The sequence below is a fragment of the Exiguobacterium sp. s50 genome, from assembly GCF_018618175.1.
Lineage (GTDB): Bacteria > Bacillota > Bacilli > Exiguobacteriales > Exiguobacteriaceae > Exiguobacterium > Exiguobacterium chiriqhucha.
In genome coordinates, this window is record NZ_JACSLP010000003.1 from 368053 (window position 1) to 381913 (window position 13861).

Sequence of the window (13861 nt, forward strand, 5' to 3'; positions counted from 1 at the left end):
AAGACGTCCCGCGGGACGTCTTTTTATATGCCTTCATAACTTCGGTTTATAGAACGCCCGGTTATCGAGCGCCATGATCCGTTCTGTGAACGTACCAGGTTCGACCCCTTCGAACGCCTTATCGAACATGTTCATCCGGGCATCGATGTTGTCGATGAAGAAGAGCATCTCGGCTTCCGGGAGCTGCGGCGCGTTCGCCGATCCCCATTCCGGTTTCCCGTGATGGCTGAGGACGAGGTGTTGGAGCAACGTCACGACTTCACGGTCGGTGCCGAGCTCGCGTGCCACGACTTCGATTTCAGATGCCATGAGCGACAAGTGCCCAAGCAGTTTGCCTTCGAGCGTATATTCCGGTGTGATTGCGTCCGACAACTCGATTACTTTCGCCAAGTCGTGGAGCACGACGCCTGCAACGAGCAAGTCCCGATTCAATTGCGGATAGAGGTCGCACATCGTGTCAGCCAGCTTCAGCATCGACAGGACGTGGAAGGCGAGTCCCGAATAGACCGCATGGTGATGGCGCACCGCTGCCGGATACGTGAAGTAAGCTTCCTCGTTCCGGTCGACAAGCGCCGTCACGAGTTGTTTCATCCCCACGTGCTCCATTGCCTCGATATAGCCGCGAATCCCTGTCTCGAGTTCTGACTTCGGCACTGGGGCCGAGCGCACGTATGGCGTGATGTCCGTCTCACCTTCGATGATGGAGATTTGTTTCAACTTCAACTGGGTCCGGCCACGGTAGTCCATCACTTCCCCGGAAGCATGGACAATTTTTTTCGTCGCATATTTGTCCGTATCGGCACTGTCCCATACTTTCGTCTCAATCTCTCCGCTCTCATCGCATAGGATGAGCGTCAAATATGGTTTGCCGTTCCCGGCGAGTCCTCGATACGATTGTTTAATCATCACATATTGGTTCAACGTGTCGCCCACTTTGAGCTGACCAATTTTAGTAGTCGTCAAAAAAAGCACCTCTCTTCTTGTCAGTACCTACATCTTAACGAAAGTTCAGGTCAGATGCCAACTTTCTAAGAAAAGCGGGAATACTTGAGAGAGAAGCATATTGGGGGAATGGAAGATGAATTGGAATTGGTATACACGACCAGAAGAAATTGTACATGTCGACAATCACTATGAGGAAGCGTACACGTTTTGGCTCGAACAATTGACGACGGCGAAAGTCACAAAAATCATCGTCGAACGCGATTATATGTACGGATCGCTCACGCTCGATTATGAACAGTTGGAACGCGAACCACAAAAAATCGGGCACTATTTCGTGACCCGAGATTTCCTGTGGACAATCGGGTTTGATGAGCTATATTGCGAGACGGTCGCCGCGAAGCAGTATGACTCGCCAATCGAGGCATTCTATGACCTGCTCTCTGAAAAAATGGACTATTATTTCCACGGCATCGATGAGTATGAAGAACGCTTGATGATGACCCAACGCGAGATGAGCGGGCAAGTCCCTCCCGAATTTATGAATGAGATTTTCGGACTCCGCAGCGAGATTGAACGGTGGTCCGATACCGTTGTCCCATACCGTGAGTTGCTCATGGCCGGACGTGAGGCGTTCCTCGATGTCGACTTGGACGAGTTGAACGCTTATCGACTTGCCACGTACCGGGTCGACCGGCTCTTGACGTTAATCGAACATTATCAAGCCGATGTCATCGCGTTAACCGACCTCGCCTCGACGCTGTCGAACTTTCGCGGTAACGAGATTATGAAGGCGTTGACCGTCTTCACGGCATTGACGACACCAGTCGTCGCCTTCGGTGCCATCTGGGGAATGAACTTCAAAGCGATGCCTGAACTGAAGTGGCCGCTCGGTTATCTGTTCGCCTGGATGATGATCATGCTCTTCACAGGCTTGGTCTATGCGTGGTTGAAACGGAAGAATTGGATTGGCTCGCTCTTACAGTTCCCGAATCAAGTCCACAATCAAAAACGTCTAGAAAAACAACGGAAAAAGAGAAAACAGTAAAAAAACGAACAAAAGTTCGGTATACTGAAAGGAGCAGCTGCCATAGAAAGGTGATGTACATGGAACGATTGATTATCCACGTTGATATGGACGCGTTTTACGCCTCGGTCGAACAGCGGGACCGTCCTGATTTACGTGATAAGCCTGTCATCGTCGGTGGCGCCCCCCACAGCCGTGGTGTGGTCGCCACCTGTTCGTATGAGGCGAGAAAATACGGGGTGCACAGCGCCATGTCGTCACGGCGTGCGTTTGCGCTCTGTCCTCAGGCGACGTTCGTCAAACCGCGCTTTCACGTTTATCGGCACGTCAGCCAACAAGTGATGGCGATTTTCAAGTCTATCACGCCGCTCGTTGAACCGCTCTCGCTCGACGAGGCCTATTTGGATGTGACCGAGAACACACTCATGAGCACGTCCGGCCCTTATATCGCGCGCTATATCCTCGGGGAAATCAAACGCCGGACGGGACTGACGGCCTCGGCCGGAGTCGCCCCGTCGAAGTTCGTGGCCAAGATCGCCTCAGGATTCAACAAACCGAACGGACTGACTGTCGTCGAAGCAGCCGATGTCGAGTCGTTCCTCGCCCCGCTCCCGATCACGACGATGCACGGGGTCGGTAAAGTGACGGCCCAAACACTGTTCAAGCACGGCTACCATACGATTGCCGATTTACAGCGTGCGCAACCTGAACAACTGAAGGCCATTTTCGGATTCGACCGCGGGAGCCAACTATATGAACTCGCGTCCGGTCGTGATAACCGTCCCGTCGTCCCGACGCGGGAACAAAAATCGATTGGCTCCGAGACGACGTTCGCGTTCGACCTCGATGACCCGGAAGAAGTGTATGAACGGGTCGTCCCGGAAATCGAAGACGTGCTCCATCAACTCGACCGACGCGAACTCAGTTGCCAGACGGTGACGATTAAAATCAAGACGAGCGAGTTCCAGGCCCGGAGCCACCAAATCAAACTGAACCATCCGACGCACGACCACGACGAGATTAAACGGCTCGCCCGCCGCCTGTTCGACGAGATGGCGATCACTGAACCGGTCCGCTTGATCGGGATGACGGTGTCCGATTTGATTCCCCGTACTGAGACGGCGCGTCAGCTCACGTTCGAGGAGCTGACGAAACCTTCGCTTGAATAATGAATGGTCATTCAGTACAATGGAAGTAAAGGGGGGCGAACGGATGGAACAGTATACGATCACAGCGTTCGAGAACGACGGCACGGTCGTCTTGAACGATTCATTTACTGCGGCAAGCAATGACGAGGCGAAAACGAAAGGACTCACGTTGCTTGAGGAAGCCGGGCACCTCCATAAAGGGGCCCGCATCGCACGTCGCGGCCAACTGATCTACTTCGAGCGCTGTAAACTGCCAGGAAAACTGAAAGGCACGGCCTCATAACAGAAGCGCCTCGGGAATCCCGAGGCGCTTGTTCATTCGCTATATTTGGCTTCCCACTCGCTGCGCCACTCCATGTAATCGGGATGCAGCTCTTCCACCGTCTTGCCGTCTAGCGAGTACGCACTGCCGACGAGCGGCTCGGCCGAATCCGGATATGACGTCCCGCCGATGATCTCGCCGTCCACCATCATGACCGAGACGTTCGTCTGGCCGAGTTCTGCAACATCATCGAGCGGATGGTCGCGGACGATAAAGTACTCATGTCGAATGTCACGTCCGATATAGTCATCCGGCGGCGGCGTCTGGACTTGCCACGTACTTTGCGTTGGCAACTCAAGCAGATCTTCCTTTTCAAAACTCGACGTTCTATTCCCTCTATAAGAGACGACGTCATAGCCTTGCTCCTCTAAGTACGCCTTGGCCACTTTGGCATCCGCCCCGAGCGTCGGTGCCGGCTGTTCGCTCTCATTCGAGCAGGCTGCAAGCAGCAGGGCACATACAATGATTCCGATTCGTTTCCACATCGTTTCTCCACCTCATTATTTAGCATTTTTTTACATATTAGGCAGATAAATCAACATGTCCTTCAAAACGGAAAGATGAGTAAGATCGTGAAAATCGCAATGACCGCTGTCACTACTTGCAACGGCAAGCCGACTTTGACGAAATCAAAGAAACGGTAGCCGCCGATTCCGAACACCATCGCATTCGTCGGCGAACCGAACGGGGTCATGAACGCGAGCGAGGCTGCAATCGCGACGGCGACGACGAATGGGACCGGACTCACTTGAAGTGCCGCGGCGAGTGATACGGCGAGCGGTGCGAACAAGACGGCCGTCGCCGTGTTCGAGATGATTTGACTGAGCGCCATCGTCGCGAGGAAGATGGCGACGAGCACCCAGACCGGTCCGGCTTGACCGAACGAGTCGCTGATCCACGTGACGAGCCAGGCCATAATCCCGGCATTGTCGAGTGCTTGACCGACGGGAATCATCGCGGCAATCAATAACAACGATGACCACTGAATCGAGTCATAGGCGACATCCATATGCCGCACGGCTCCGGTGAGCACCATGGCCAGTGCTGCGAGCCATACCGCCACGGTCGGGTCGACCCACTCGAAGACAAGGAGCGTGACCATCATGAGCATGATGAGACCCGCTGCCAGCTGATGACGCTCGGACACGGCCCGGTTCGCGACATCGGTCACCCGCTCATTGGCGAGCAACAGGGACGTCTCGTCCCCAGCTCGCTCTAAATCGCTCCACTCCCCTTGCGCGACGAGCATATCTCCGCGCTCGAGCGAAACATCTTTCAATCGCGTGATGGCAATCTCTTCGTTCGGACGGATGACTTGAAGCACGTTCAACCGATATTCGTTGCGCAAGTGACTATCCGATAAACAACGACCGACGAGCGGGCTATCCGTTGGGATGGTGAAGACGGCAACGCCGCTATCTTTCCCGTAGACGGCCTTCAAGTCGACGTGTTCCACCGTCACCCCTTCCCTTCCGGCAATTCGCCGGACATCCGCCTCTGCTCCGCTGACATACACTTGACCTTCAGTGAGACGCGTATCCGCACGTGCCGTGACAAAGCGGTGCGTCATGCCTTTTTGTTGTTCGCCGACGACGATTAGACCGTCTCGTGACCAATTGACGTCGCGGAGCGTCCGCCCGATTAAAGGGTGCCCTTTCGAAAGGGATAAGGCGAATAGGCTCACGTGCGGCACCGCCAAGCGTGGCATCGTCGCGGCGCGCACATCGCTCGTACCGAGCAATCGATTGCCGATGACGTAGAAATAGAACAGCCCGACGACTGCCATGACGAGCCCAATCGGTAAGAGCGCGAAAAAACCGAGCGTGCCAGCGGACGTGTTCCGTAACGTCTCAGCCGCCACCAGGTTCGGCGGCGTCCCAATCAGCGTCATCGTTCCGCCGATACTCGAGAAGAACGCGAGCGGCATCAACAGTTTGGCAGGACTCGTCCCCATCTGTCTCGACATGGCGAGGACGACCGGAATCAATAAGGCGACCGTCCCCGTATTCGACATGAGACTCGACAACAAGGTCACCGTGACCATCAAGACGAGAAAAAGACGCACCTCACTCCCTTTTGCGAACGGGATAAGCGCAGCACCTAACCGTTCGGCCAAACCTGTGTGAAATAGGCCGGCCCCCACAATGAACAGTCCGGCGATCATGAGCACGACCGAATTCGAAAAACCGGCCATCGCTTCGACCGGCGTCAATTGATTCGTCAAGACGAGCAACAAGAGACCGATGAGCGCAACCAAGTCGGCTCGGAGCCAGCCTCCAATAAACCCGATAATCATGATCGTTAAAATCACCAAGGTGACCATCACGTCCACCCTTCCTTGTGAAAGTTTCTACAAGCTTACTATACCACGCATCATGTAAGCGTTATCATAAAGTGGGTGACAATCTTGGCAACAAAAAAACGGATGGCTCGATTGCCATCCGCATCACGTCTTATTGAACTTCGTGATCATTGACCATTGGAGCGTAAAGCTCTTCAAGTGGCTTCATGATGATTTTCGTCACTTCTGTGACGAGTTGATGCATGCGTTGCTCTTCTTGCATGAGCTCCATGATCAATTCGTTCTGTTGAACGCCCATCATTTTCGTTTGCGCGTCCATCATCTCTTGTTCAGAGATTTCTTCGCCTTGCATCTGCTTCTGTTGAAGGGTCATTTGGATGTCACGGAAGTCAGCGAATAACTGGTTCGCTTCTGCATCCGCATTGACACGGTCGTATAGTGAAGAGAGATTTGTGAACTCCTCAGAATCGCGAAGTGCTTTTTCCAATTGGTAAGCATGATCGTACAAGTTTGTTTGTGACATGTGACGTCCTCCTAAATACTATTAGGGCGTGCCTCTTAAATGATGGCAATCAACCCTTGAATCAACCCAATCATACCACCTAACAAGGCGCCAAGCCATGTTATTGCCCGGAACTCTCGTTTCGAGATTGAGAGAACAATCTCTTCGAGGTACGATGTATCGAGCGAGCTCACCTGCTCTTGCACGATTTGGTCGATTTTGAGGCGGTCCATGATCGTCTCCATTTGATCCGTGAAGCGCGTAATGACGAGTCGTACTCCAGCCGGGACGAGCTCGTCGACGACGCGGTCTTCAATGTCCCGTGTGTACGAGTGGACCGTTCGATCGAGCAACTCCCCGACCGGCAAGCGCGAGACGACTTCCGTCGTCACACCGTCAATCAACCGTTCCTCTAGACGGTCGTCAAGCAACGTATCGACCGACCGTTCGCTGAACCGTTCGAACTCACGTGTAATCATTTCCGCCATACCCGATCGCGTCGAGCCGCCGCGGAGGATATTGATAATCTCCGGTCGAATCATCTCGACAAAATTCAAGTTCTGGACGAAACCGGCGATGAATCCAAGCCGACGCTGGACGAACGAGTCGACCATGTGTCGAAGTTGGGCCTCACCCTCGACGGAATAGAAATACTCCTCCGACTTGACGAGCAAGGTATCGACAATCTCCGGAATGATGCCCCGGACGCGGTCCATGCCGTCTTCACCGAGAATCTCATACAGTTTACGCGTCTTCACATCTGCGAGGACGAGCCGGAGCTCTTGGCGGAGCTTCGTGTCCGCTTCTGCCAAGACACGAGTCTCGGCATCCGGATAAAGTGGTTCGATGAGCGATCGAATCGTCTGATCCGAGCGCAGCATCGTCCGCACCTCACCTTGGACGTAATACGTGATGTGGCCACCGACCTGTTCATCGAGCAGGCGCTTACGCATCCCTTCCGGGGTCAACAAGTGTTTGACGACGGTCTTACCGAGGCTCGTCGCCAACTCATCGCGCCGTTTCGGGATCAAGCCTGGCGTGAACGGGACGCGCATGTTCCCAATATATTTAGGGTGATGGGGCCGGAATAACATTTTGATGGCGAGGAAGTTGGTCACTCCCCCGATTGTCGCACCGATGGCGATCATAATGAATACTTTGACTAGACTCTCCAAACTGTCTGCCTCCGATCTGAAATATGATACATTTATTGAAGAGGTGATTGTGTTGACTACGTTTGAACGAATTAAATCGATTTTCCCGATGGCTGTCCATCGGTCCGAAGAAGCGTCCAGTGACGTTCGCTGGTATCAAGCCCAGGACGGCACGGTCTTCGGTCTCCCTAAACTGGAGCTGACGGAGCGTGAGCGACAGCTGCTTGAATGGTTCGCCACCCCACTCCTGACAAGACTCGACCCACGACAAGCCAAATGGCAGGACCGTCTACTCACCGATGCGTACCGGTTCGACCGGCCGTTCCGTCTCATGTCGCTCGTCCTGCATTATCAAGACCCTGAGGCACTCGAACAATTTTTAGACGTGTTAGCTGACTTTATGCCTGAAGCAGAGATTGTTCTCATGACCCGGTCTCACGTTGAAATCATTGAGACCGATCAGTTCGTCGAGCTGACCGAGTTCGAAGACGTCTTGCGGGCGATCGCGAGCGATTGTTACGTCGAGGCGCATGTCGTCTATAGCGCACGTCCGCTCGGTGACCTTGCGCCACTTTATCACCAGCATCAGGCGCTACTCCCACTCGCCAAGCTCTCTACTAAAGCTTACCCTGCTAGTCAATTATTATACCATTATTTACTACAACGCCATGAGACTTTTGATGTACGTCCCCGTCTGACGGCCCCTGTCGTCGCGTCACTCGATAAGACGACGATCGATTTATTGGAGGCGTTGTTCGCCCACTCGTTGAACGTATCGCACACGGCCAAGGCGTTATTCATGCATCGAAATACGCTCAACTATCGGCTCGATCGGCTCTACGAAGCGACCGGTTATGACGCTAGGCAGTTCTACGATGCCGGTCTGCTCCAATTGATTGTCACGTTGCACAAATCTGAGTAATCGTTTTTGTGCAACGTGTACATATTCGATGCAAGCGGTTTCATCGTATAATCAGTCTTGTAAGCGCTATTATACAAGAACAGATTCCCAGGAGGCTAACGACATGGCAGAAATTCAATTAAATCACATTGATAAAATATACGATGGTGGTGACTCGAAGGCAGTCAGCGATTTCAACTTGCACATCAAAGACCGCGAATTCATCGTCTTCGTCGGACCTTCAGGTTGTGGTAAATCGACGACGCTCCGTATGATCGCAGGACTCGAAGAAATCTCGAGCGGCGACTTCATCATCGACGGCAAGCGCATGAACGACGTCGCACCGAAAGACCGCGACATCGCCATGGTCTTCCAAAACTATGCACTTTACCCGCACATGAGTGTTTATGACAACATGGCGTTCGGTTTGAAACTTCGCAAGTTCCCGAAAGATGAAATCGACCGTCGCGTCCAAGATGCGGCCCGTATCCTCGGACTTGAAGAATACCTTCAACGTAAGCCGAAAGCACTCTCTGGTGGTCAGCGTCAACGTGTCGCCATCGGCCGTGCCATCGTTCGTGATGCCAAAGTGTTCTTGATGGATGAGCCGCTCTCAAACTTGGATGCCAAGCTTCGCGTTCAAATGCGTAAGGAAATCATCCAGTTGCACAACCGTCTCGACACGACGACGATTTACGTTACCCATGACCAAACGGAAGCGATGACACTCGCGACTCGGATCGTCATCATGAAAGACGGAATCATCCAACAAGTCGGTTCGCCAAAAGAAGTATACGAAAACCCAGACAACATCTTCGTAGCCGGCTTCATCGGATCACCTTCGATGAACTTCTTCCGCGGAAAATTGGCTGATGGGAAGTTCCTCGTCGGCGGCGAAGAAATCAACGTCCCTGAAGGCAAAATGAAAGGTCTTCGTGACCGCGGTTACGTCGGCAAAGAACTCGTGCTCGGAATCCGTCCAGAATCGATTCACGATGAGCCAATCTACATCGACTCGCCAACGACGCACACGTTCCGCACGCACATCGACGTTGCCGAGCTCATGGGCGCTGAGTCGTACTTGTACGCTGAACTCGGTGGCCACCAGTTCACGGCACGGATCGATGGACGTTCGAACATCCACATGGGTGACGATGTCACACTCGCACTCGATATGACGAAAGCTCACTTCTTCGACACGGAGACAGAACTCGTCATCCGTTAAGCACTACGATATGTTGAAGTGAACCGTATACATACGGTTCACTTCTTTTTTATTTCATACTATTCCATAGGCGTTTACACTGCGTGAATTATTCCTTTATAGTCTTTATAAGGACTCTGATTTGCTTAGAAAGGAAACCATTTATGAATTATTTAAAAGATCGAGATGTGCTATTGGTGACAATTCACCAAAAAGAAAAAGTTATCAAACCTCTCCTTGAGGACGCATTCGGATGCAACGTACACGTGAGTCCGCTCGACACTGATCAATTCGGAACATTCACACGGGAAATCAGTCGAAAACAATCTCAATTTGATACAGCAAGAAAAAAAGCGACTAGGGGTCTGGAACTGACCAATCATCATGTCGGGGTAGCGAGCGAAGGCACATTCGGATTCCATCCTCTCGCGCCCATTCCTTGGAATACTGAACTGGTATTACTGCAAGATGACGAATTAGAGCTTGAATTACATGGTTATTATGAAGGACTCGACACAAACTTCAGTCATACAATCGTTCAAGATTACCCTTCTGCACTGCAGTTTGTTAATAAAGTTGGTTTTCCAGATCATCATGTGATTCTCCGATCAGATGATGAACATTCATCCATTATGCTAAAAGACATCACCAGTGAATCGCTATTAAAAGAAGCTTTTACATACTGTTTTAATAAGTCAACGAATCGACAGGTCTTTATCGAGACAGACATGCGGGCGTATGCCAACCCAACTCGAATGAAAAATATTGAGAGCGCGACGAGGCAACTCATTGAACAGGCAAACTCACTCTGCCCATCCTGTGGCACACCGGGCTTCCGTATCGTCCGCAAAGTACCTGGTCAATTATGCGAGCAATGCCATACTCCCACAAAACAAATAATGCAACATGTTTATGCCTGCTCGACTTGTAAGTATCAACAAACCGAATATCTTGGAGATTTATACACATCTCCAAGATATTGTGATGTGTGTAATCCCTAATAAAAAAAGCAGCCTGCTATCTCCCCATAAGGAGAAATCATGGCTGCTTTTTTGGTTAACGAATCGCGTAGCGACGTTCAAGCCGATGCTGTCCTGCTTGGATGAGCGTCGATAAAATCCAATAGATCGACGCCGAGAATAAGAGAAGCGGCATGACGAGATACGTCGTCGCTGCGATTTGGTCCGAGACGTATGTCAACTCCTGCACCGCGATGACCGAACCGAGTGACGTCGATTTGATGATATCGATGACCGAGTTGGACACCGGTGGGATTGCACGCGATAGCGCCTGTGGGAAGATGATATCCTTGAAGCGCTTCGCACGCGGGATCCCAAGGGCGACGCTCGCCTCGACTTGCCCGCGATCGACCGAATTGATGGCCGCGCGGAACGCTTCCGAGATATAGGCCGCAAAGTGAAGGCCTAACCCGAAAATGAGCGCCTGCATCCCGCTCAACTGGACGAAACCGGTCAGACCGACGTACAGGATGAGAAGTTGCAAGAGGAGCGGTGTGCCCCGGAAGAACGAGATATACGTACGAGTGAACAAACGAACGACTTTGACAGGGCTGCTGTGTAAGACAGCGATGATCAGACCGAGCACCAAGGCGAGGAGAATCGACAGGATACTGGCGATCAACGTCAATTGTACGGCTTCGATATAGGCCGAACGGTTCTCGATGACGGTCGTGATCAGTTCACTCATTGACTGATGTCCTCACCGAAGTACTTCTCACCGATCTCAGCCATCGTGCCGTCTTCTTGCATCTCAGCTAACGCGTCGTCCAACTTGTCGAGCACGTCTGAGTCTTGACGTGTCATGTAGCCCGCTTCACTCTTATTGAAGACGTCTCCGACCGCTTTCACGTCGTAACCTGTCTTCTCAAGCTCCGTCAAGATGAAGAGACGGTCGTTGAGTGCCGCATCGAGACGTCCGACTTGAAGGTCTTGGAGCACTTGGTTCGCGCCTTTGTAGAACTTCACTTCAGCACCGGCTTCTTCAGCGAGCTGCGCGTAGACTGAACCTTGTGTCGAGCCGACGACTTTGCCGTCGAGGTCATCGATGCCTTGAATGTCTTCGTTGTCCGAAGCGACGATGACTTGCGCACCTGATACCGCGTACGGAGTTGAGAACGCGTATTTCTCTTCACGTTCTGGCGTGATACTCATTTGGTTGGCAATCATGTCGATGCGTTCTGCGTCGAGGGCCGGTACGAGTCCTTTGAAGTCCATTGGCTCGTATTCGACCGTGTAACCGGCACGCTCGGCCGCTTCGTTCAATACATCGATGTCATACCCTGTGATTTCACCTTTGTCTTTGTACGTGAATGGCGGGTACGTCGCTTCTGTCCCGACTGTGATGACGGCTTCTTCTGAGCCGCTGTCTGTCTCTGTCCCGCAAGCCGCGAGCACCCCGAACGATGCTCCGATTGCAAGTACTGCTGTTAATGATTTTTTCATGGTAATTTCCGCCTTCCTGATAATCCGTATATGATTACATGGTTATGAACAATACACTCATCATACTGAGGGGGGCATATCTTGTCAAACAAAAGACACCACCCTCGTCAGGGCGGTGTCGTCAATTAATCGATTGCTTTCGCTTGCTTCATAACATCACGTTCAATCGCTTCCCGTTTCACTGTCGTTTTCTCCGCGCTATCGGCGTGGACACTGAAATAGAATTTGATTTTCGGTTCGGTCCCAGACGGACGCAGGCAGAACCATGAGCCGTCCTCGAAGATGAATTTGAGTACGTTCGACGATGGCAACTCGATTGCTTCCGTCTCGCCTTGCTGCAAGTTTTTCGCGACTTGTTGCTTGTAATCCTCGAAGCGGACGACTTCGTAGCCCCCGACTTCTTGTGGCGGATTGGCGCGGAACGCCTCCATCATTCGACCGATTTGTTCGAGACCGGCCTTTCCTTTCAACGTCATCGATTGGAGCGACTCCTCGTAGAAGCCATACTTCTCATAGACGGCTTGGAGGGCATCGTACAACGTGCGCCCGTGCTGTTTATGGAAAGCCGCCATCTCGGCGCCGAGCAAGCACGCCTGGACGGCATCTTTGTCGCGGCAGAAGTCTCCAATCAAATAACCGTAGCTCTCTTCGTAACCGAATAAGAACTGGTACTGGCCCGACTCTTCATACTGCTTGATTTTCTCGCCGATGAATTTGAAACCGGTGAGCGTGTTCTCGAGGTGGACCCCATACGCCTTGGCGATGGCCGCCCCGAGTTCTGATGTGACGATCGTCTTCGCGACGAAGCCGTTCGTCGGAAGCGTCCCAGTCTCCACTTTTTGAGACAAAATGTAATCCATGAGAAGCGCCCCGGTCTGGTTCCCCGTCAAGACGAACCATTCGCCATTGCGGTCACGGACCGTGAAGCCGACACGGTCGGCGTCTGGGTCCGTAGCCATGAGCAAGTCGGCCCCGACGCGGTCGCCGTACTGCATCGCGAGCTCGAAGGCAGCTCGTTCTTCCGGGTTCGGATAACTGACCGTCGGGAATGCCCCGTCCGGCTCAGCCTGTTCGTCGACGATGGTGACGTGTTCGAACCCATATGCTTTCAATCCTTCCATGACCGGGCGACGTCCCGTCCCATGGAGTGGTGAATAGACGATTTTGAGCGGATCGCCTTGGACGTCCGTATGAATCCGAATCGATTGGAGAGCTTCCATGTATGCCGCATCGACCGACGCATCGACCGTGACGAGTGTGCCCTCGGACCGAAGCGGTGCCTCATCTTTGACGTCAATCTTCAATTCATCTTCGATGGCATTGACGTACGAGACGAGCTCATCGGCTTCGGCCGGTGGCAATTGTCCACCGTCGGCGCCATACACTTTGAAGCCGTTATATTCCGGCGGGTTGTGGCTCGCCGTGATGACGATGCCGCCGAAGGCGTTCAAGTGACGGACGGCGAATGATAACTCTGGCGTCGCCCGCAAACTCGGGAACAAGTATGTCTTAATCCCGTTCGAAGCGAGTGTGCGTGCCGCCTCGAGCGCAAACTCTGGCGAGAAGTGACGTGAGTCGTGGGCGATGACGACGCCGTGACGTTTCGCTTCTTCCCCTGACGCGGCGATAAAATCGGCAAAGCCTTGCGATGCCTTACGGATTGTATAGATGTTCATTCGGTTTGCCCCTGGACCGATTTCACCGCGCATACCGCCCGTCCCGAATTCGAGCGTCTTATAGAAGGCATCCTCGAGTGATGTCTCGTCTTGCTCGAGCACCTCGAGTTCGGCGCGCAAATGCGGCTCGAGCGCCTCGTGTTGTTTCCATCGGTCATATGTCTGTTGCCATGTCATGGTCAGTTCCCCTTTCGACATTCAAAAATTCAATCGAAGTACTC

At 52.6% G+C, this 13861-nt stretch carries 14 protein-coding genes; 6 read left to right on the plus strand and 8 right to left on the minus strand.

Annotated elements, in window-relative coordinates:
- Window positions 1-33: 33 nt before the first annotated feature.
- Window positions 34-906, minus strand: a complete 873-nt coding sequence (locus KNP68_RS06340) for an HD domain-containing protein (protein ID WP_214755938.1) — start codon at window positions 904-906, stop codon at window positions 34-36.
- Window positions 907-1078: 172 nt separating this feature from the next.
- Here KNP68_RS06340 and KNP68_RS06345 point away from each other — a divergent pair, with 172 nt between their 5' ends.
- From KNP68_RS06345 to KNP68_RS06355, 3 genes are read left to right on the plus strand one after another with little or no spacing between them, the layout of a single operon-like run.
- Window positions 1079-1990, plus strand: coding sequence for a magnesium transporter CorA family protein (locus tag KNP68_RS06345; RefSeq protein WP_214799072.1), 912 nt, complete (start codon window positions 1079-1081; stop codon window positions 1988-1990).
- Window positions 1991-2049: 59 nt separating this feature from the next.
- Window positions 2050-3138 carry a DNA polymerase IV gene (gene dinB, locus KNP68_RS06350; protein ID WP_251128724.1) on the plus strand — a complete coding sequence of 363 codons (1089 nt, stop codon included), beginning with the start codon at window positions 2050-2052 and terminating at the stop codon, window positions 3136-3138.
- 43 nt (window positions 3139-3181) lie between these two features.
- Window positions 3182-3400, plus strand: coding sequence for a YhzD family protein (locus KNP68_RS06355; protein ID WP_214755682.1), 219 nt, complete (start codon window positions 3182-3184; stop codon window positions 3398-3400).
- Between the two features lie 32 nt (window positions 3401-3432).
- Here the strand turns inward: KNP68_RS06355 and KNP68_RS06360 are convergent, their stop codons facing one another.
- The 4 genes from KNP68_RS06360 to KNP68_RS06375 form a co-directional block, all read right to left on the minus strand.
- On the minus strand, window positions 3433-3924 hold the full coding sequence (locus tag KNP68_RS06360; protein WP_214755681.1) for a hypothetical protein: 492 nt from the start codon (window positions 3922-3924) through the stop codon (window positions 3433-3435).
- 62 nt (window positions 3925-3986) lie between these two features.
- Window positions 3987-5762 carry an SLC13 family permease gene (locus KNP68_RS06365; protein WP_251130769.1) on the minus strand — a complete coding sequence of 592 codons (1776 nt, stop codon included), beginning with the start codon at window positions 5760-5762 and terminating at the stop codon, window positions 3987-3989.
- A 130-nt stretch (window positions 5763-5892) separates the two neighbouring features.
- Window positions 5893-6264 (minus strand): YlbF/YmcA family competence regulator, encoded by a 372-nt coding sequence (locus KNP68_RS06370; protein ID WP_021066724.1) that lies wholly within the window; start codon window positions 6262-6264, stop codon window positions 5893-5895.
- 35 nt (window positions 6265-6299) lie between these two features.
- The gene (locus tag KNP68_RS06375; RefSeq protein WP_131472313.1) at window positions 6300-7391 is read right to left on the minus strand and encodes a DUF445 domain-containing protein; all 1092 of its coding nucleotides are present in this window, start codon (window positions 7389-7391) and stop codon (window positions 6300-6302) included.
- Window positions 7392-7467: 76 nt separating this feature from the next.
- Here KNP68_RS06375 and KNP68_RS06380 point away from each other — a divergent pair, with 76 nt between their 5' ends.
- The 3 genes from KNP68_RS06380 to KNP68_RS06390 all read left to right on the plus strand — a co-directional run bounded on the left by KNP68_RS06380 (window position 7468) and on the right by KNP68_RS06390 (window position 10503).
- Window positions 7468-8319 carry a PucR family transcriptional regulator gene (locus tag KNP68_RS06380; protein WP_214755679.1) on the plus strand — a complete coding sequence of 284 codons (852 nt, stop codon included), beginning with the start codon at window positions 7468-7470 and terminating at the stop codon, window positions 8317-8319.
- Window positions 8320-8422: 103 nt separating this feature from the next.
- Window positions 8423-9523 carry an ABC transporter ATP-binding protein gene (locus KNP68_RS06385; protein ID WP_021066727.1) on the plus strand — a complete coding sequence of 367 codons (1101 nt, stop codon included), beginning with the start codon at window positions 8423-8425 and terminating at the stop codon, window positions 9521-9523.
- A gap of 143 nt (window positions 9524-9666) precedes the next feature.
- On the plus strand, window positions 9667-10503 hold the full coding sequence (locus KNP68_RS06390; protein ID WP_029595988.1) for a DUF6671 family protein: 837 nt from the start codon (window positions 9667-9669) through the stop codon (window positions 10501-10503).
- Between the two features lie 55 nt (window positions 10504-10558).
- Here KNP68_RS06390 and KNP68_RS06395 read toward each other — a convergent pair whose 3' ends face one another.
- The 3 genes from KNP68_RS06395 to KNP68_RS06405 form a co-directional block, all read right to left on the minus strand.
- Complete coding sequence (locus KNP68_RS06395; RefSeq protein WP_021066728.1) at window positions 10559-11209, minus strand: amino acid ABC transporter permease; 651 nt, start codon at window positions 11207-11209, stop codon at window positions 10559-10561.
- Entirely contained in the window at window positions 11206-11964 is a 759-nt protein-coding gene (locus KNP68_RS06400) for a transporter substrate-binding domain-containing protein (RefSeq protein WP_029595989.1), read from the minus strand. The genes KNP68_RS06395 and KNP68_RS06400 overlap by 4 nt, the downstream gene beginning before the upstream one ends.
- A 125-nt stretch (window positions 11965-12089) precedes the next feature.
- Window positions 12090-13817, minus strand: a complete 1728-nt coding sequence (locus tag KNP68_RS06405) for a phospho-sugar mutase (RefSeq protein ID WP_029595990.1) — start codon at window positions 13815-13817, stop codon at window positions 12090-12092.
- Window positions 13818-13861: the final 44 nt, after the last annotated feature.

What these genes read in the sequence shown, in the direction of transcription:
- KNP68_RS06340 (WP_214755938.1), bottom strand. Translation starts at nt 906, where the DNA reads ATGATTAAACAATCGTATCGAGGACTCGCCGGGAACGGCAAACCATAT.
- KNP68_RS06345 (WP_214799072.1), top strand. Translation starts at nt 1,079, where the DNA reads ATGAATTGGAATTGGTATACACGACCAGAAGAAATTGTACATGTCGAC.
- dinB (WP_251128724.1), top strand. Translation starts at nt 2,050, where the DNA reads ATGGAACGATTGATTATCCACGTTGATATGGACGCGTTTTACGCCTCG.
- KNP68_RS06355 (WP_214755682.1), top strand. Translation starts at nt 3,182, where the DNA reads ATGGAACAGTATACGATCACAGCGTTCGAGAACGACGGCACGGTCGTC.
- KNP68_RS06360 (WP_214755681.1), bottom strand. Translation starts at nt 3,924, where the DNA reads ATGTGGAAACGAATCGGAATCATTGTATGTGCCCTGCTGCTTGCAGCC.
- KNP68_RS06365 (WP_251130769.1), bottom strand. Translation starts at nt 5,762, where the DNA reads ATGGTCACCTTGGTGATTTTAACGATCATGATTATCGGGTTTATTGGA.
- KNP68_RS06370 (WP_021066724.1), bottom strand. Translation starts at nt 6,264, where the DNA reads ATGTCACAAACAAACTTGTACGATCATGCTTACCAATTGGAAAAAGCA.
- KNP68_RS06375 (WP_131472313.1), bottom strand. Translation starts at nt 7,391, where the DNA reads ATGATCGCCATCGGTGCGACAATCGGGGGAGTGACCAACTTCCTCGCC.
- KNP68_RS06385 (WP_021066727.1), top strand. Translation starts at nt 8,423, where the DNA reads ATGGCAGAAATTCAATTAAATCACATTGATAAAATATACGATGGTGGT.
- KNP68_RS06390 (WP_029595988.1), top strand. Translation starts at nt 9,667, where the DNA reads ATGAATTATTTAAAAGATCGAGATGTGCTATTGGTGACAATTCACCAA.
- KNP68_RS06395 (WP_021066728.1), bottom strand. Translation starts at nt 11,209, where the DNA reads ATGAGTGAACTGATCACGACCGTCATCGAGAACCGTTCGGCCTATATC.
- KNP68_RS06400 (WP_029595989.1), bottom strand. Translation starts at nt 11,964, where the DNA reads ATGAAAAAATCATTAACAGCAGTACTTGCAATCGGAGCATCGTTCGGG.
- KNP68_RS06405 (WP_029595990.1), bottom strand. Translation starts at nt 13,817, where the DNA reads ATGACATGGCAACAGACATATGACCGATGGAAACAACACGAGGCGCTC.